Annotated in this window: 12 protein-coding genes, 2 pseudogenes and 1 other annotated feature; of the genes and pseudogenes, 5 read left to right on the top strand and 9 right to left on the bottom strand. The window is 61.3% G+C overall.

Features of this window, described 5'->3' with window-relative positions:
* Positions 1 to 1,110 precede the first annotated feature (1,110 nt).
* Positions 1,111 to 4,194 carry a TonB-dependent receptor domain-containing protein gene (locus QFZ54_RS17850; protein ID WP_307089708.1) on the top strand — a complete coding sequence of 1,028 codons (3,084 nt, stop codon included), beginning with the start codon at positions 1,111 to 1,113 and terminating at the stop codon, positions 4,192 to 4,194.
* An 875-nt stretch (positions 4,195 to 5,069) separates the two neighbouring features.
* Here the strand turns inward: QFZ54_RS17850 and QFZ54_RS17845 are convergent.
* The 4 genes and pseudogenes from QFZ54_RS17845 to QFZ54_RS17830 form a co-directional block, all read right to left on the bottom strand.
* Entirely contained in the window at positions 5,070 to 5,822 is a 753-nt protein-coding gene (locus QFZ54_RS17845; RefSeq protein WP_307089706.1) for a DUF6118 family protein, read from the bottom strand.
* 9 nt (positions 5,823 to 5,831) lie between these two features.
* Positions 5,832 to 7,403 (bottom strand): AAA family ATPase, encoded by a 1,572-nt coding sequence (locus QFZ54_RS17840; RefSeq protein WP_444965522.1) that lies wholly within the window; start codon positions 7,401 to 7,403, stop codon positions 5,832 to 5,834.
* A gap of 410 nt (positions 7,404 to 7,813) precedes the next feature.
* A pseudogene (locus QFZ54_RS17835) lies at positions 7,814 to 8,321 on the bottom strand (recombinase family protein).
* Positions 8,322 to 8,862: 541 nt separating this feature from the next.
* On the bottom strand, positions 8,863 to 9,345 hold the full coding sequence (locus tag QFZ54_RS17830) for a hypothetical protein (protein ID WP_307089704.1): 483 nt from the start codon (positions 9,343 to 9,345) through the stop codon (positions 8,863 to 8,865).
* 185 nt (positions 9,346 to 9,530) lie between these two features.
* On the opposite strand from QFZ54_RS17830, the gene QFZ54_RS17825 reads away from it, so the two are divergent.
* A complete protein-coding gene (locus QFZ54_RS17825) occupies positions 9,531 to 10,610 on the top strand; it encodes an HAD family hydrolase (protein ID WP_307089702.1) in 1,080 nt (359 codons plus the stop codon).
* Positions 10,611 to 10,911: 301 nt separating this feature from the next.
* Here the strand turns inward: QFZ54_RS17825 and QFZ54_RS17820 are convergent, their stop codons facing one another.
* Positions 10,912 to 11,382 carry a hypothetical protein gene (locus QFZ54_RS17820; protein ID WP_307089700.1) on the bottom strand — a complete coding sequence of 157 codons (471 nt, stop codon included), beginning with the start codon at positions 11,380 to 11,382 and terminating at the stop codon, positions 10,912 to 10,914.
* Between the two features lie 183 nt (positions 11,383 to 11,565).
* Between QFZ54_RS17820 and QFZ54_RS17815 the strand changes: the two genes are divergently transcribed.
* On the top strand, positions 11,566 to 11,748 hold the full coding sequence (locus QFZ54_RS17815) for a hypothetical protein (protein ID WP_307089698.1): 183 nt from the start codon (positions 11,566 to 11,568) through the stop codon (positions 11,746 to 11,748).
* A 508-nt stretch (positions 11,749 to 12,256) separates the two neighbouring features.
* Here QFZ54_RS17815 and QFZ54_RS17810 read toward each other — a convergent pair.
* Positions 12,257 to 13,485, bottom strand: a protein-coding gene (locus tag QFZ54_RS17810; protein ID WP_307089697.1) for an IS3 family transposase whose coding sequence is annotated in 2 segments (ribosomal slippage) — positions 12,257 to 13,197 and positions 13,197 to 13,485 — 1,230 coding nt in all. Because the reading frame shifts where the segments join, the coding sequence is not laid out codon by codon here.
* Positions 13,088 to 13,204: a sequence feature (AL1L pseudoknot), on the bottom strand. (Overlaps the previous gene by 117 nt.)
* A gap of 305 nt (positions 13,486 to 13,790) precedes the next feature.
* Positions 13,791 to 14,219 carry a hypothetical protein gene (locus QFZ54_RS17805; protein WP_307089694.1) on the bottom strand — a complete coding sequence of 143 codons (429 nt, stop codon included), beginning with the start codon at positions 14,217 to 14,219 and terminating at the stop codon, positions 13,791 to 13,793.
* On the opposite strand from QFZ54_RS17805, the gene parA reads away from it, so the two are divergent.
* Together parA and QFZ54_RS17795 are read left to right on the top strand one after the other, a co-directional pair.
* The gene (gene parA / locus QFZ54_RS17800) at positions 14,218 to 14,904 is read left to right on the top strand and encodes a ParA family partition ATPase (protein ID WP_307089692.1); all 687 of its coding nucleotides are present in this window, start codon (positions 14,218 to 14,220) and stop codon (positions 14,902 to 14,904) included. The two genes, QFZ54_RS17805 and parA, sit on opposite strands and share 2 nt — an antisense overlap.
* The gene (locus QFZ54_RS17795) at positions 14,901 to 15,200 is read left to right on the top strand and encodes a ribbon-helix-helix domain-containing protein (protein ID WP_307089690.1); all 300 of its coding nucleotides are present in this window, start codon (positions 14,901 to 14,903) and stop codon (positions 15,198 to 15,200) included. The genes parA and QFZ54_RS17795 overlap by 4 nt, the downstream gene beginning before the upstream one ends.
* A gap of 593 nt (positions 15,201 to 15,793) precedes the next feature.
* Here QFZ54_RS17795 and QFZ54_RS20535 read toward each other — a convergent pair.
* Both QFZ54_RS20535 and QFZ54_RS17790 read right to left on the bottom strand, forming a co-directional pair.
* On the bottom strand, positions 15,794 to 15,880 hold the full coding sequence (locus QFZ54_RS20535; RefSeq protein ID WP_373458628.1) for a hypothetical protein: 87 nt from the start codon (positions 15,878 to 15,880) through the stop codon (positions 15,794 to 15,796).
* A pseudogene (locus QFZ54_RS17790) lies at positions 15,850 to 16,307 on the bottom strand (type II toxin-antitoxin system RelE/ParE family toxin). Before QFZ54_RS17790 ends, QFZ54_RS20535 begins: the two are co-directional and overlap by 31 nt.
* Between the last annotated feature and the right edge of the window lie 47 nt (positions 16,308 to 16,354).

Here is a 16,354-nt window from a genome sequence, read left to right as displayed (position 1 = left end):
TGTATCGCTCAGGCCTTACGGAAGGACCGTCCCGCCCGGCAAGCAGCATCGGCACCCTCTAGGGCCCCGCCCAAGTAGCCGGCCGCGTTCCAAGGTGTAGGGGCAAGCACCCCCGCAACCTAGCAGCGGGCCTCGAACGCGCGCAGGCGCTGTCAGGGCAGACTTTGGTTGCGTTTTTTACCCTTATGCTCGGCACGCATCCGTAAGGAGGCGCTGAAATCGCCGCATACGCCAAGGCAAACGATCCGCACACCTAGGCCTGACACGAAACACCTTGGTCGACTGCGGCAACAACTGCCCAGAACGAACATTAGTCAGCGGTCCAAGTGGCGAAGTCGATCTACGACAAACCTGCACGTTAAAGCATATAGACCGCTCCGCCGATGCATTTATATGTCACGTCACCACGGGAGACGATGATTCCGCGATGGTACTTGCCAGCCCTAACAAGCTGAGGAAGGTAGTCAGACGTCACCTACTTTCCATCAACGGTTAAGCGACATCCATCACCATTCCGCTGTACGTTCGCGACAAAAAGAACGTCGTTGGCTTGGCTTTTGGCTCTCGGCACAATTAACATGGTCGCGATCACGGATTCCAAGAGCAGAGGCTGTTTCATGGCAGCATCATGAGATACTACGCATCTACTCGCAACGTCCGCTGCTGCACACATGTCTTCGTTGCGATTGAAGGCCCTAAAAGCCGGCCCTAAAGCACCAACGCAACGATGACGAACTGAGCAAGGGCGCGATCGGGGCAGTTCCGGGTGGAACGGACTGCCATTTAGAGCAAACGAATGGGCCTGAGTATCGCGATCGATACCGATCGTGACCATGAACACACAAAATGCCATACCACCCTCGATTTTCTGCAACATTGGTATTGTTTTGATATTGCGGACGTGACAGCATGCGTCAGTCCGAGGGCCCGGATGATACTGCGAACACTGTCGACAAGGTCACGGGACGATAGATTCCGATGAACCGAGCAACATGCTGTTCACCGAATGCTTCCGAACAGGGTCGGCAGCAGTCGATATCGCGCGGCATCATCCATGGGAGCTGATCGGCAACAACAGGGGGTGATAGAATGGTGTTGTTCAGGGCGTTTATGACCACGACATGTTGCGTGGCGGCGTTGATTGCGTTGCCGGCTCAAGCCAAGGCCCAGTCGTCGGATACGGAGACTTCGGATACAGGGAGTGACGCTGCCCAGGACGGACAGACCGAGATCGGCGATCCTGTCGCGTCAGCAAAGCTGGCTGCGGATACGGCACGCACCGGCGAACAGCGCGAAGGGTCAGATATCGTCGTGACCGGTACGCGCATCACGCGTCCGAACAACCGCTCTGCCGCACCGATCGTCACGACCACCGCGGCGGAAATCGCCGCGCAAGGCGCGACGACGATCGAGGAAGTGTTGAACCGTCTGCCGCAGGTCCAAGTGAACTCGGAACAGAATTTCAGCGATTCCGAAGGTCGCCAGCGCATCAAGCTGCGCAGCCTGGGGTATGAGCGGACGCTGACGCTAATCGACGGCCTTCGCATCGGGCTGGCCAACACGGTCGACGTCGGCATCATCCCCAACGCGCTGGTCGAGCGGATCGACGTACTGACCGGCGGTGCCTCGTCGGTCTACGGCTCGGACGCGGTGTCGGGCGTCGTCAACTTCGTCTTGAAGAAAAACTTCGAAGGCATCCGCCTCGACGCGAACTACAGCTTCTTCAATCACGACAATGGCAGCAACGCCGTCACGGAGGCCGCGGACCGCGCGGGGTTCAACGCCAAGCGCGGATTGACCAACGATGGCGGCCGCTCGGACCTGAGCCTGGCTGCGGGCGCCAATTTGTTCGGCGACCGGGTGAACATCACCGGTTTCGTCAACTATCGTCAGTCCAACCCGGTCGAGCTGATCGATCGTTCGTATTCGGTCTGCGAGGCGGTGCAGCCGACGAATACCTCTCCCCTCGGCTGTTCGCGCGCCAGCTTCACGCCGGCGGGCACGATCGTTCCGCAGTCGGGACCGCGCGCCGGCCAGATCCTGGTCAACAACCCCAACGGCAACGGCACCTTCATTCCTATCAACAGCGGACCGCCGGGCACCTCTGCCAACCCCTATGACAATTGGGCGGTCCAGCGCGCCTTCGATCGCATCAATCTTGGCGGCTTCCTGACCGCAAAAATCAGCGACGACATCGAGCTTTATGGCAACGGGCTGTTCTACCGCGACAAATCGTACAACACGCAGCTCAATCGCACCTTCAACTTCGGCGCGTACGGCACCGATCCGTTCCGCGTGAATTGCGACAACGTGTTCCTGTCGGGCTCGCAGGCTCAGGATCTGTGCGGCGCCAATGCCGGCGTCGCCGGGCAATATGCGCCGATCGACGTCCGCTATCGCTTCGACGGACTGCCTCTGGTGCAGCAGCGCTTCACCAACGAGGGGTACCGGATCGTCGCGGGGCTGCGCGGTCGCGGGCTGAACAACGTGTGGTCCTACGATCTCGCGGGCATGATCTCGCGCGCGCGCCTCGACACCATCGACGTGCCGTTAGCGCGCTACGACAACATCAACCGCTCGCTCGACGTCGTGCGGGTCAACGGTACGCCGACCTGTCGTGCAGTCGTCAACGGTACCGATCCGTCATGCGTGCCCTTCAACGCGTTCGCACCGTTCAATCAGGACGCCGCACTCAACCAGTATCTGTATGGCGGCGCGACCGGTGGGGTCAGCACGCGTATTCCGCGGCTGTTGCAGTTCGTCGGCACCGTCAGCGGCGACCTGGGCAAATACGGCATCACTTCGCCGTTTGCCGAACAAGGCATCGCGATCGCTTTGGGCGCCGAATATCGCGAGGAGATGGAACGCACGATCGTCAACGAAATCTTCCAGCAGAACAATGGCGGCGAGAACCAGCGCTTCACCCAGAGCATCCTAGAGGCCAATGCCGAGATACAGGCGCCGCTAATCGAACACCGCCCGTTCGCAGAGCTGTTACAGGTCAATGCAGGCTACCGCGTGTCGCAGTACAACCGGCTCGACGGCAAGTTCGATACCTGGAAGGTCGAGGGCCTTTGGTCGCCGGTGCCCGACATCACGCTGCGCGCGTCTTATAACAAGTCGCAGGCCGCACCGGGCGTCAGCACCGCGCAGGGTGCAGCCAACATTTTCTGGAACCAAGGTTTCTATTCCGACCCCTGTGCGCCCCGGGTCGATCCGTCGAACCCCAATGGCGGGCGCCTCGCGCCATCCGCGACGTTGCAACAATGCCGCAACACCGGCCTTCCTGACAATCTCTACGGCAGCGCCTCGCTGATCTGCCCGGACGATCGATGCACCGTGCGTGAGGGCGGATTCAACCTGACGCCGGAAAGCGCTTATACCAAGACGTTCGGCGTCGTGCTGCGTCCGCGCTTCTTGCCTGGCCTGACGGTATCGATCGACCGCTGGCTGATCGACCTCAAGGACCAGCTCGACTTCCTCCAGCCGCAAAACATCATCGGCGAGTGCCTGGCCACCGGAAACGAATATTTCTGCCGCGGCATCGTCCGCAATCCCGGCACCGGTACGCTGTCCAGCTCGCCTGCGACCAGCCCGGCAACGGGTTGGGTCGCACGCGGTTCGGCCAACGGCTACAAGTCCCAGTCGCACGGCTGGGATTTCCAGGGGCAGTATACCGTTGGCCTAGGCCCCGTTGGGCGGCTCGACATGAGCTTCAACGGTACGCTGATGACTCGTGTCGGCTCGCAGTCGTCGCCGACGATCGAACCGCGGGACTGCGTGGGGTATTTCGGCAACCTGTGCGGCGAAAGCATGCCGCGCTGGGCCCACCAGCTCCGCACCACCTGGACAGCACCGGACCGCGCGACCAGCCTGTCGGTCAACTGGCGTCACCGCGGCGCGATGCCACTCGACAACTATGCGCCTACGGACACCGGCATCCCAGCGCAGGACGCAAGCGCACTGCGCGATCAATACCCGGGCGTCGGCTCGTACAACTGGATCGACATCGCGCTAACCTTTGACATCAACAAGCAGATGACATTCCGGCTGGCGGCGAACAACGTGTTCGACCGCGATCCGCCGCTCATCCCGGACAGCCGTTCGCGGATCGGGTTGCTCCGTGGCAACACCGTGATGGGGTATGACTTGCTCGGACGGCAGCTCGTCGCAGGGGTTTCGCTGCGGCTGTAATAACATCCAGACGCCTAATCCCGGGATCCCGATCAATGTCGATCGGGATCCCGGCGATATCTGGTCTTCGCAGCAGACCGAAAGGCACGGCAGTCAGGTCACCCGCCGTCGCAACTATGCGATCTCAAATCGATTAATGTAATCTCAGTACCATCGGTACTCACACGGTCGCGGTCATGGATGACGCAGGATCGGAATCGCAGTTACACGGGCTTTGATCCGCGCAGACGCGCCTGAAGATCTTCCCATTCCCGTGTGACCTGAGCGTCCTCAACGCGTTTATTTTGGCTTCGGCGCAGCTGCATCTGCTGCTGCTGGCGAGAGCGTATCGCAATGACGGCAAGGCCAACAACGCTAGTAGCGGCAAACCCGAGCGCGATTTCTAACCAAGGCACCAGCTTCTCCCCGTCCGGATCCGGGCGAATTCATAGAAGCCAATACGGTCCTATTCGCCTCTTGACCACTAGGGCCCTCATCATGACCAATAGCAACGTCACGCCCTGCAAGGGCACAGGGAATGACGCATAACGGCGATAGCCACTAGCAACTACACTTGGGCGACGTCCGCACTTGCCCCACCCTCCCTCGCTGACAACCCCCGGGCTACTCGCCTGGACCTGTTCGTCATGATCGCGGCTATCCGCGTCGGGCTGATGATAGCCGGCCGACAGGCGCGAAGGCTCTGAGCATCAGGCGCACCGACAATCCATCGACCTACCGGACCTTGATCTTTCTCCCCCTAGTCTTGGTAGTTATTCGGGGTGGCGCCAGAAGCTGTAAGCCTATGGTCGTGGAGTTCGGTAAAGTCGGGACGATCGAGCGCCCGGTCGCCCTCGATAGATCGTAATTCCCCAACCCATAATCACGTCCTGTTACTAGTACTCTTTGTCCGAACCGTCGTCCGCCGGTCCCGTCATGATCGTGCATTTGACGAGCTTGCCTGCTGCTGCGGCGGCTTTGCGGCACTTCGCCAGGGCTGTCCGGTTCTCCCGCTCGATGACGGTACCATCGGACATCCTGTTCCAGGTCTCGACCGATCCGGTCGCCGCCATTCGCAACGCTCCCTCCCACACGGTATCGACACCAAGGCTGCGTGCCGCCAGCTTCTCTGGCCATTGCCAACTCGTCGGTGCCAGTTCACGGGCGACCAGCCCCGGCAGCATCATCCATAACAATATGCCGGCCGTCATCCCGCCCAGCCCGAACCATAGCTGCCGGTTTTTCTGGTCATGCTTGATCCACGCGGACCCCGCGACGGCGCGAAGCTCGGCTATGACACGGGCCTTGTCCTCGCCAGCCTTGGAGAGCATCGCCTGATCGTCACGCCGGGCGGCGCTGCCCGCGGCCGCGATCCGCTGCGCCATCTGCTCAGGCGTCATCGCCAGCGCCGGGGCTTGGGCGAGTATCTGGCCGATCGCGTTGATCCGCGCGGTCGCGGTGTTCACGCCCTGCTGCATCGCGCCAAGCGTCTCGGTATAATCCGGCACGTCGATATGCGCCCGCTCGGCCGCCAAGCCCTCCACGGCGCGGCGTAGCAACGCCAGCTCGCGGTCCTGACCTTCTACGACGGCCCGCAACCGGTCGAACGCCTCCGCCGGATCGCCGCCTTCCTGAATATCGTTGTCCATCATGTCCCCTTAACGGCTCATGTCGCGGTCGCGGTCGCGGTCGCGGGTAGGCTGTATCGACTGCGCCAGCTCCTGCCCGACCGACCGACCGCGCTCCCTGCCGGGCGTCAGCTCGGGGGCGCGACGCCGCAACACGGATTCGAGTTGCGGGTCGCGGTGCAGCCTGCTCGCGATGCTCTCCATGCGCTTGCCTAGCTTCTCCGCACCCGCACGGTCGCCGGCGCGCTCCATGTTGGTCTTCGCATCCGTCATGACCTGCCACAGCTCCATGAACCGGTCGGCGCGTTTCTCAGGGTCGATGCGGACCTGCCGCTCCGTCTCCATCGCCTTGGCCGCGACACGCGTGTTGCCCTCGGCCGCGTCGCGCGCAAGCCGGGGGTCGCGCGTGATCGCGCTGGCAAGGTCACGCGCAGCATGGGGCCGGGTCTGGTCGAGCACGTCGCCCGCCTTCGCCAGCGCCTGCTTCTGGTGCGCCAGCACCGGCAACCCCTTGTCCGTCATCCGGACTATATCGGCTGCAGCGCGGCCATAACGTTCGATCGCACGGGCCTGCGAGGGTGCCGGCGACCGATCGGCTGCGATACGCTCCGACGACGTCGCCTTCTCGATCGCCAGCCCCTCGACCTTGCTCGGGAAAGCCTTCGGCCGGAAACCGTCGAACATGCCTCGCGCCTTGTCGCGTACCTTCTCGACCACCTGGCGGGCGCGTTCCGGGAACCGGATCTCGCGCCGATCGGCGAACGCGCGCGCCTGGTCCTGCTCGGGCTTGGCATAGTCGCCCGCCATGTCTTTGCCGCGGTCGCGCGACAGGGCGCGGACGAGCTGGCCCCGATCGACGAAATCGTCGTGGCCATAATGGACCTGCATGCTGTCACGGTGCCGCGACATGCCGACATAGGCGCTGTGGCGGTCCATGCCGGGGGTGGCGAGAATGTGCGCCCGGTCGACCGTCACGCCCTGCGATTTGTGGAACGTTGCCGCATAGCCATGATCGACATGGGTATAGTCCTTGGTGTCGAACGCGACGCCGCGCCCGTCATCGAGGCGCACCGCCATGCCCTCGGCCGATACCCGCTCGATCGTGGCGAGCGTACCGTTCTTGACCCCCATGCCGCGCTCGTTGCGAAGGAACATGATGCGGTCGCCAGTAGCGAACTGCCGATCGCCGCGTTCGGTTTTCACCGCCACGTCGTCGCCAAGGTCGCCGCTCGCGCGCAACCGGCCCCGCGCCTCCTCATTCAGCTCGCGAACTTCGGCGTTGGTATGGGTGAGGATGATCCGGCTGTTGCCTGATTCGGCTTGGCGCGCACGATCCCAACCGTCGACCAGCGCGCCCCGCGCCGCTTCCCGCGTCTCGGCCGCATGGACCATGCCGCGACCGTCATAGGCATGGATCGCCTCGCCGGTCCGCCCAGTCGCCAGCGCCCGCGTCGCGTCGCGCTGCCAGTCTTCACGCTGCCGGCGTATCTCGGTGATCTCGGCCGCGCCGTGGCGCTCGGTGACGCTGCGGAACGCAGCACCCGCCTCGATCGCCTGCAACTGCTCGGGGTCGCCAACCATGACGACCTTGGGGACGATCAAGCCTGACAGGGCGTTCTACGCCGGCCTGACCGCAAAGCTGGGTTGCGAGGCCGGCGAACTGCTGATGGTGGGGTCACTGTACAAAAGTGAAGTTTACGTACGCTAGGACCGAACGAACGGCGAACGCTACGGTGCTAACGTCGGAAGGGTATGACGACGGCCTGGTCGAGGAAGGCGCGCATACCTTCTGCATCGACGGTCTGACGAAAAGCAGCATGTGCTGCATCATCAGTCGCGAACAGGTCGTCCCAGACCGTAGACGTTCCATGCTCGTTTTCGACTTCAAGCGACCAGCCCGGCTCATTTCCAACCGGATGATGTTCACTCTTACGGTGACGCCCTGCTCGGCAACGAAACCAGACAGGGTCGAGGTAGCGATGTTGGGATCGCGTTCGTGCATCACTCTTTCCTCATGCTTTGACTGCGGTTTTAGAAGCGGTGCCTTCGAGCGCTTTGTAGAGCGCGGTTTTGCCGACCTTGAGGCGCGTGGCCGCTTCGCGAACCGTCAGCCCTGCCGCGATATAATCGCGCGCCTTACGCAATTTGTCAGGCGTGATGACCGGACGCCGACCGCCAAGGCTCCCCCGTTCCCGCGCAGCCTTCAATCCGGCGGTGGTGCGCTCGCGGATAAGGTCGCGCTCGAACTGGGCGAGCGAACCGAAGATGTTGAACACGAGCATCCCGCCCGACGTGGTGGTGTCGATCTGCGGTAAGCGATCGGAAACCAACACCATGCGCAGCCAGTTCGCCGACCTTTTCGATCAGGTGGCTCATCGAGCGGCCGAGGCGGTCCAGCTTCCACACAACTAGCGTGTCACCGGCACGTAGATAGGCTAGTGCCTCGGCAAGCCCCGGCCGATCGGTCTTCGCGCCGGACGCATGGTCGTCGAACGTCCGCTCGCATCCGGCCGCGTTCAGCGCATCGTGCTGGAGCGCAAGCTTCTGGTCGCCGGTCGATACCCGCGCATAGCCGATCAGCGCCACGGCCGGTCCTGATCTGTCCGCTTTTCCATCGATTTGCATTCTTGTCCGAATCGCCGTCGCGGGTCCAGAGTTGACGGACATATTAATGCTGACGCCAGAGGACCGTCTGACGGACACGACAGAAGATCGTAGCGCTGAGACTTGCACCGCACCATGATGGCTGAGCTCGCGCTGTTTCTAGGGCACGCGTCGACATTGCCGGTATGCCTTCAATCCGGCATTGGTGAAGATAGAGATCCGTCAAAGGGTGGGTTACGGATCGCATTACCGTTACCGGCCTTGAACCGATGGAGGACGGCAATTCCAATGATGGCACGACAAAGCCGGAACCTGATAGCGAGACACAGACTGAGCTTCGCTTAGAGGACATGTTCGATCGGAAGAAGATGGATGCCTATACCGACCAGTTTATGAACCGACAGCCAATTCTTATTGGCCGCAATCGCACCAAGCGTTGATCCCGAATTGCAGGACCTTACCCTGCCTCGACACGCCGGCGTATCTCCTGTCGGTCCCCGGCGACCAGAAGAACATCGCTGATAAACTTTTCGAGATTCTGTCTCAAATCGACGACGATCTTTCCGAGCAAAAATCGCTGGTAGCCTGAAAATCCATCGCGGAGTTCCAGCGTCAAGATACCTGCCAATGAAACGAGCTGTTCGGCCTCCTCGGCCAACCATTCGATATAAACATCTCTGGAACAGCCCATGCCGATTGGTCGGTTCAGCGGTAGTTTTGTGATGGCAGAAAACAGAGAATCCTCGAGCTCCGTTGAGCAAGATCCAGATGGCCGGTTCTGGCGTAGGACGTCCAGCAATTCTTGAATTTTACGCTCCGGTTTGTCTGCCACGATCGCCTCCTCCTTTGAGATAGAGGCATCACCCGGCTGAAAAGCCGGGCGTTCGTAACCCTGCACGTCGCACAAGGCGCCGCCGCTTTTAGGCAGAACCCTGGACATGTGCGTCGGCCACCCGGCCGAGAAACTCGACCAGATCGACGTGATGAAGAGGTTACGACGCCCCACGGCCGGGATTTACCGAACCGCGGGTCCATGTTGCAGAAGGAGACGTTTCGGACAAGCCGCTGCGATCGAGACGGAGGTTTCGACGATCGTTACCCCTATCAAGCAAGGACGATCCTGCCATGAGCGATGCCCTTCCGAGTTTCCGCTTACCAGCCGAGCAGGCCGCCTATGCGGCCGTGCTGGCTGACCTCGCCGGTCGTGATCGAGGAGACGAGGCGGTCATGGTATTCCGCGAGCCGTCCGACCCGGACGCGGCGGTGGTCGCAGACTCCATGATCCGCGCCGGCAATGTCAGCGACGCGCTGTACGCCCGCCTGCTCGCTGCTGTTGATCGGCTCTATGCTCCACCGCCGGTCACCCGCGCGGTCGCATTCGATGCGTTCGGCACGCTGGTCCATATCGGCCGCAAGCGGCATCCGTTCGAACGGCTGATCCGGCAGGCCCGGGACCAGGCGCAGGCCCTGCCCTCGCCGATGGTCCAGTCGATCGGCCTCGCGGACTATGCCGCTGCACTGGGGTTGCCGCACCCGGACGCCGAACTAGCGATGCTGGATGAGGAATTGGCGACGATCGCGCCCTACCCCGATACGCTGGATGCCCTGCGTCGGGTTCGTGAGACGGGAGTGAGGGTCGCCGTCGCCTCTAACCTCGCCCTGCCCTACGCGGCCCCGCTAAAGGCCCTCCTGGGCGATCTGGTGGATGTCTGGCACTTCTCCTTCGATGCAGCGGCGATAAAGCCTGACAGGGCGTTCTACGCCGGCCTGACGGACCTTCTGGGATGCGAGGCCAGTGAACTGCTGATGGTGGGCGATACCTGGCGCGATGATATCGTCGGCGCCGTCAAGGCTGGATCCCGTGCTCGCTGGATCGATCGCGAGGGCCGTGCTTCCTACGCCCGCCGCTTTATCGCTATTCGCGACCTGAGTGACGCTTATCCCGATCGCCGGAGAGCCGCGCAAATGACGGAGCTAGAACTCGTCCGCGGCGGCATTGATGCGAACCTTGACGACCTTCACGCTCAGCAGTGGGCGCTTGAGGCAGCAAACTTTCGGCAGATCCTTAGGGATGCCCCGGAGACGGAAAAGGCAGCTGCTAAGCGGGCGCTGAACGATCATTACGATACGCGTGATCAGCCCGAAACCAGCCGTGCTGCCCTGATGCACAGCGCGATCTCGACTATCGCTGCACGTAAAGCATGAGTGACGGCTTACCGGTAAAGCCTCTACCGGATCTGTGGCGACTAGCTTCCGGTTGGCATTAATACTCCTTGAGCCCTCGCCTACCACCGTCGGGGAAGTCGTGGATGAAATCCTTGTCCTCCGTGACCACCGATCCCTTGGCCGATCCTGTGGCGTCATCTGCGTCACCGGCAACGCGGGCTCAACGGTCGATGACCGGAAGTGCAACCTGACTGCGAACGAACGACCTGAGGTGATCAGGTGAGGCGTGAGTGCCACGTACAAGTTGTGTAGCACTGATGGCCCTCTCCGCCCCCTGCCCTCAAGCCGACAAATGATGGCGTGCAAGGCGCTCCCGCGTGAGGCGAGGATCTTCGTATAGATCGCGAAGCGCGCACAGACGAAAGACGTTCCACCACCGCTGCCAGCGATGTTCGGCAGCATCGTGAAGCATGTGGCAGCGCTGGCACAATGCGGCGAGATTACCCGGCAGATTGTGCCCCGGATCGTGATCGAGATGCGCGCATGCAAGCACCACATAGGTCGTACGGACGGCGGCCATGTCGAACCGTTCCCGTCCCTGCCCCCGAACCGCGATCCGTCGGCCACGATCCGAGCGCCAATACCCGGCGTCGGCATCCCACCATCGTCCGTCGCCCAGGTGCGCGACAAAGCGCAAATGCGGTCGCGCGCATTGTTCGCAGCGCGCGCCAGCACGATCGAAGCGGATCGTGTCCGACAGTTGCTGCCAATCGATTGGGTAGAGCCAGCGGTTCTCGGGGCGGATCGGCATCATGACTCTATGAGTCAGGACGGATACGAACGAAAGGAAATTCGACAACATGTCGCCAGGTCGACCTGTAGATGCGTCGTTTTGTTGCAGTGTCGACGTGTGTACATACCATTTGACTACACTCCATTGATATCGACATGTCATTGGCGACCTGTTGCCGTGTCGACCTGTCATCGTGTCGGGATGTCGGCGTCTCGGCGTCTCGGCGTCTCGGCGTTTCCGCATGTCGACGTATCGACGTATCGACATATCGACGTATCGACGTATCGACGTATCGACGTATCGACGTATCGACGTATCGGCGTATCGGCGTATCGGCGTGTCGGCGTGTCGGCGTGTCGACGTGTCGACGTATCGGCAAGCTAAGCTATTGAATGCATCAACCTCGGCGCCCCGACATGTCGACACGAAAACACATCGCCAAGTATGGATGTCAACATGGCACGCCAACGGCGCTCGGCGCTCGGCGCTCAAATATCTCGGTGTTAGCCTGATAGCTGAGAGCCTTTATTCCCTACATATGCAGAGAATAACGGCGAGAATGCCGTCCGCGACTGTTTGCCCTGCGTTGATTTCCGCCGAGAGCTAACCCGAACAAGGCATGAATTCCCACCAAGAAGTGATCCGTGTCTCAACCTCACTCCGGCTGGCGGTCACGACCATGCGTCATCGTTCCCGCGACCGTAAGAGTCGCGATGCTGCTGTTCATGATGGCGGTTCTCAGTTGGGAAATGGCGTCCCTAGCCGATAAGTTGGTGGTCTAAACTGAGGCGTTTGACGCCGGTTGCGCTTAGGTCTGCGATTATTGCGTTAATATGCGGACTGACCGGATGGTTGAACCGCGCCGGGTCTACCGGAGGCGTTGGGTTGTGAGTCACGCAGCCATATCGATGTTGTCTGCGGCAGCATAATATTGATCTTCGGCTTCGGCAGGCGGGATGTTGCCGATTGGCTCCAGCAGCCGTCGATGGTTGAACCAGTCGACCCATTCGAGGGTCGCGTATTCCACCGCTTCGAAGGATCGCCAAGGTCCACGGCGATGGATGACCTCGGCCTTGTAGAGGCCGTTGATCGTCTCTGCTAAAGCGTTGTCGTAGCTGTCGCCGACGCTGCCAACCGAGGGCTCGATCCCGGCCTCGGCGAGGCGCTCGGTGTACTTGATGGACACATATTGCGACCCGCGGTCGCTATGATGGATGAGGCCGCCCCGATGGGCCGGCCGACGATCGTGAAGCGCCTGTTCCAACGCATCGAGGACGAAGCTGGCATGAGCCGTCCTGCTGGCCCGCCAGCCGACGATCCGGCGAGCATAGGTATCGATGACGAAGGCGACGTAGACGAACCCCGCCCAGGTCGCGACGTAGGTGAAGTCTGAGACCCACAGCATGTTCGGCGCTGGCGCGTAGAACTGGCGGTTGACGTGATCGAGCGGGCACGGCGCCGCCTTGTTGCTGATCGTGGTGCGCACTGGCTTACCCCGGATTACGCCTGCCAGGCCCATCTCGCGCATCAGTCGCGCGACCGTACAGCGGGCGACGGGCACGCCCTCTCGTATCATCTGCCGCCAGACCTTGCGCACGCCGTAGACCGCGAAGTTCTCGGCGAACACGCGCGCGATCTCAGCCTTTAGGAGCGCATCCTGCCGTGCCCGCGCCGACAGGCGTGTCGGGTCCTGTCGCTGCGCGACGCGCTCGTGATAGGTCGATGGGGCGATCGGCAGGACACGGCAGATCGGCTCGACCCCATAGGCATCGCGGTGATCGTCAATGAACGCGATCATCGCCGGAACGGGCGGTCGAGCTCCGCCTGCGCAAAATATGCGGACGCCTTGCGCAGAATCTCGTTGGCCTGACGCAGCTCACGGACCTCGCGCTCGAGTGCCTTCACCTTGTCGGCAACCTCGGTCGGGACACCGGCACGCTTGCCGCTGTTGACCTCAGCCTTCTTCACCCACTCATGCAGTGTCTGCGGAACGCAGCCGATCTTCTCCGCGATCGACACCACCGCTGCCCATCGCGAGGGGTGATCCCGCTCGTGGTCGAAAACCATCCGTACCGCGCGTTCGCGAACTTCCGGCGCAAACTTGTTCGTCGTCTTGCTCATACAGGCTCCACCTTCTCAGGAGTTGGAGCCTCCGGCAAACCCGGCGCGGTTCAGGTGGACTAACGCCGCTATCTCTGAGCTGCTCGCTCGAATCCCTTTTCGGGACAGACATACTGAACGCGGGCTGGCGGCCAACGGTACGCTGCGCCATTTACTCTTTAGTAACCATTAGTCGTGCGAACCCCAGCCTCGCGAAGGCCGGCTAGCGGAGCCCACCATGCGAATTATCAGACGTTTCATTTGCCTCGTGAACGGCGGCCATAAATTCACACCAAGCAATCGCCAGCTTGGTAAGAAGACTTGCGTTAGGTGCCGCTCGCGGAAGGCGATAAGGTAATACCCACCCAGCAGCCTCCCGCAGCTATCAGATCCTGTCCGGTGATGGGCGCTTCCAGATAGGCCGCCCTACCGATCGAGGCCATAGCATCGGACAGCGCTGCGCTCATCGAAACAAGCGTATTGTTGTCGCCGCTCCATTCATACAGCGACGCGGAATGGAACAGCGTCGTTGAGACGTACGCGCCTTTTAGCGGAGCGATCGATGCGGGCGGGGCAAACAAGCGGCCGTACGCCATATTGGATACAGCCACATTGGATGTTAACACCCGACATGTCGGGTGTAGCGCTGTCGGACTGCCGGCAAATTTACTTTTCCGCCCACGCTCAAAAATTCTGTCGATTTCCAGCCGGCGGTGTTGCGTTGTCGTGATGTAGACATGTAGGGGAACCGACATGCCGACTATCGCAATCATTAGCCAAAAGGGGGGCGCGGGTAAGACGACGCTAGCGCTTCACCTTGCCGCTGCCGCCCATGACGCAGGGCGTGTCGCGCTCGTCATCGATACCGATCCCCAGGCGACTGCCAGCCAATGGGCGGCCTGGCGTCAGGACGCGCCACCCGAAGTGATCGATAGCCCACCGCCACGGCTCTCTGCCAAGATCGAGCAGGCGATGGGGCAGGGGGCCGATTTCATCGTCATCGATACTCCGCCTCATGCCGATAGTGCTGCACGTGCTGCGGTCGAGGTAGCCGATCTGGTGCTGATCCCATGCCGTCCCAGCGCCTTCGATCTGGCGGCGATCCAGACGACGGCCAAGCTGGTGCAATTGCTCCGCAAGCCGGCGTTCGTGGTGTTCACCGCCGGGTCGCCCAATGCGCCGCGCATGTACCAGGAGGCGGGCGAACTCGTCGAAAGCTTTGGTACGCCAGCTTGCCCGATCCAGATCGCTGACCGCGCGGCCTTTCGCCATGCGAGCGCGGAAGGCCGCACCGTCATGGAATTCGAGCCCAACGGTAAGGCGGCGGATGACATTCGACATATCTACAAGTGGACATGTCTACAACTGGGCGTGCCAATCAAGTCGTCAAAGAAGCCTTCTATCAAACCTCTCAAAGATAACGGAAAAGCTGTAGCATGAGCCGGAAGCCGTCCTTCGCAAACCTGCGTGATCGCACCTTGCCGGAACCCGTCGTCGCGCTACCATCGACATCACAGCCCATTGGACAGACGCCAAACCAGGTCGGCGGGCAGGGGGCTACATCGGGCCCCGCCAGCCGGCAGGGTCGCAAGCAGATCGCAGGGTTCTTCACACCCGAGATGTCGTTCGCCATGCACACGCTAGCGCGTCGTCAGGGCAGGAGCCTCCAGGCGCTGATGGCCGAGGCATTCAACGACGTGCTGCGCAAGCACGGCGAGAGCCCGATCGGGGACTGATCGCGACACCACGTTCCGATTGGCCCTGCCAGGCCAGCCGGCGCGTCGTGAGGGCAGGTCACAGCAGAGCCGCTAGAAGCTATCAGCACCTCGGCGGTAACCGCCAATTCTGCCTCGCACTGCGATACTCGCAGGCGTGCGCCTCGGCCCCACGCTGACTCCCCCTCCCGGGGTGCGTTCTATGTATCGGCAACTCATTGTCGTTCTCGAAAAGTGCGGTGAGGACGGAGATCTCCTTCGATTACGACGCGATCACCGGCTTCGGGGTCGCTTCTCCCGGATTTGAAAAGAACAGGTTCCATTACCAGGCACCAAATTGGCAAATACCGATGATCGGTCGCTTTTACTGATTCATGGTTTTGAGACGTTCTCCGCGTAATATTGCACCGCAATGATGCCCGTAAGAGCGACGAGGTGAACTGTTCAAGCATGGCTTCAGGCGTAAGCGACCCAGTAATTGACCGCAGGGGGCTACCATCGCTGATAACTCTCCCCGAATGTCGGCGCGGAATAGCGGTCGATGCGGCTATCCAAGAACCGCACAAGGTTCGCGACGATCGTCAACCATAACCCCTGTGTGCTGGCTTCAGCCGTTAGCCCGCTTCGGCGACCTGGATATGCACAGCTAGGCCAGAGGCCGTGGCGAGGTTCACCAATGCATCGAGCGAGAATTTGGCCATCTTTCCCTGCAATAGGTCATTGTGAAGGGGGGGGTGATACCGAGACGGTTACCGCAACCTCCTGCGGTATATGCCAAGAACTTACCCGCACCTTGAGAGCCGACAGCTCGGAGCGTGCCTTGAGGTTCGCGGCCTCGGCCGGAGTGTCGGCCAGTGCGTGGAACACGTTGTCGAACGTTTAAATTTCCATCACTTTTCCTCCATGTGCGTAAGCGGCTGGCCGCTAGATCGATATCCCGTTGTGGTGTCGCCTGCGTCTTTTTCTGAAAGGCGTGCAGGATAGCGCCGCGTCAAGGAGCGTCGCCAGGTAGATGATCCGGAACGCCCTGGAATCTTCCCCGATCCTGATTTCACGATCCCTCGGACCTACCGTTTTTATCGGCTTCCAGTCGTCGGGATCGGTGCCAATCTGGATCTCGTTAAGCAGGTGACCCGCTTCCGATTAGGCATTGTCCGGAAAGTCGCGGAGCCGAT

The sequence above is a fragment of the Sphingomonas faeni genome (assembly GCF_030817315.1).
GTDB lineage: Bacteria > Pseudomonadota > Alphaproteobacteria > Sphingomonadales > Sphingomonadaceae > Sphingomonas > Sphingomonas faeni_C.
The sequence above is the reverse complement of the archived record's forward strand: the minus strand, read 5'-3'. Positions and strand labels throughout refer to the sequence as shown.

Excerpts from the sequence above, each read along its gene's own strand:
- QFZ54_RS17850 (WP_307089708.1), top strand. The coding sequence starts at position 1,111 with ATGACCACGACATGTTGCGTGGCGGCGTTGATTGCGTTGCCGGCTCAA.
- QFZ54_RS17845 (WP_307089706.1), bottom strand. The coding sequence starts at position 5,822 with ATGGACAACGATATTCAGGAAGGCGGCGATCCGGCGGAGGCGTTCGAC.
- QFZ54_RS17830 (WP_307089704.1), bottom strand. The coding sequence starts at position 9,345 with ATGTCCAGGGTTCTGCCTAAAAGCGGCGGCGCCTTGTGCGACGTGCAG.
- QFZ54_RS17825 (WP_307089702.1), top strand. The coding sequence starts at position 9,531 with ATGAGCGATGCCCTTCCGAGTTTCCGCTTACCAGCCGAGCAGGCCGCC.
- QFZ54_RS17820 (WP_307089700.1), bottom strand. The coding sequence starts at position 11,382 with ATGCCGATCCGCCCCGAGAACCGCTGGCTCTACCCAATCGATTGGCAG.
- QFZ54_RS17815 (WP_307089698.1), top strand. The coding sequence starts at position 11,566 with ATGTCGGCGTCTCGGCGTCTCGGCGTCTCGGCGTTTCCGCATGTCGAC.
- parA (WP_307089692.1), top strand. The coding sequence starts at position 14,218 with ATGCCGACTATCGCAATCATTAGCCAAAAGGGGGGCGCGGGTAAGACG.
- QFZ54_RS17805 (WP_307089694.1), bottom strand. The coding sequence starts at position 14,219 with ATGTCGGTTCCCCTACATGTCTACATCACGACAACGCAACACCGCCGG.
- QFZ54_RS17795 (WP_307089690.1), top strand. The coding sequence starts at position 14,901 with ATGAGCCGGAAGCCGTCCTTCGCAAACCTGCGTGATCGCACCTTGCCG.
- QFZ54_RS20535 (WP_373458628.1), bottom strand. The coding sequence starts at position 15,880 with ATGGCCAAATTCTCGCTCGATGCATTGGTGAACCTCGCCACGGCCTCT.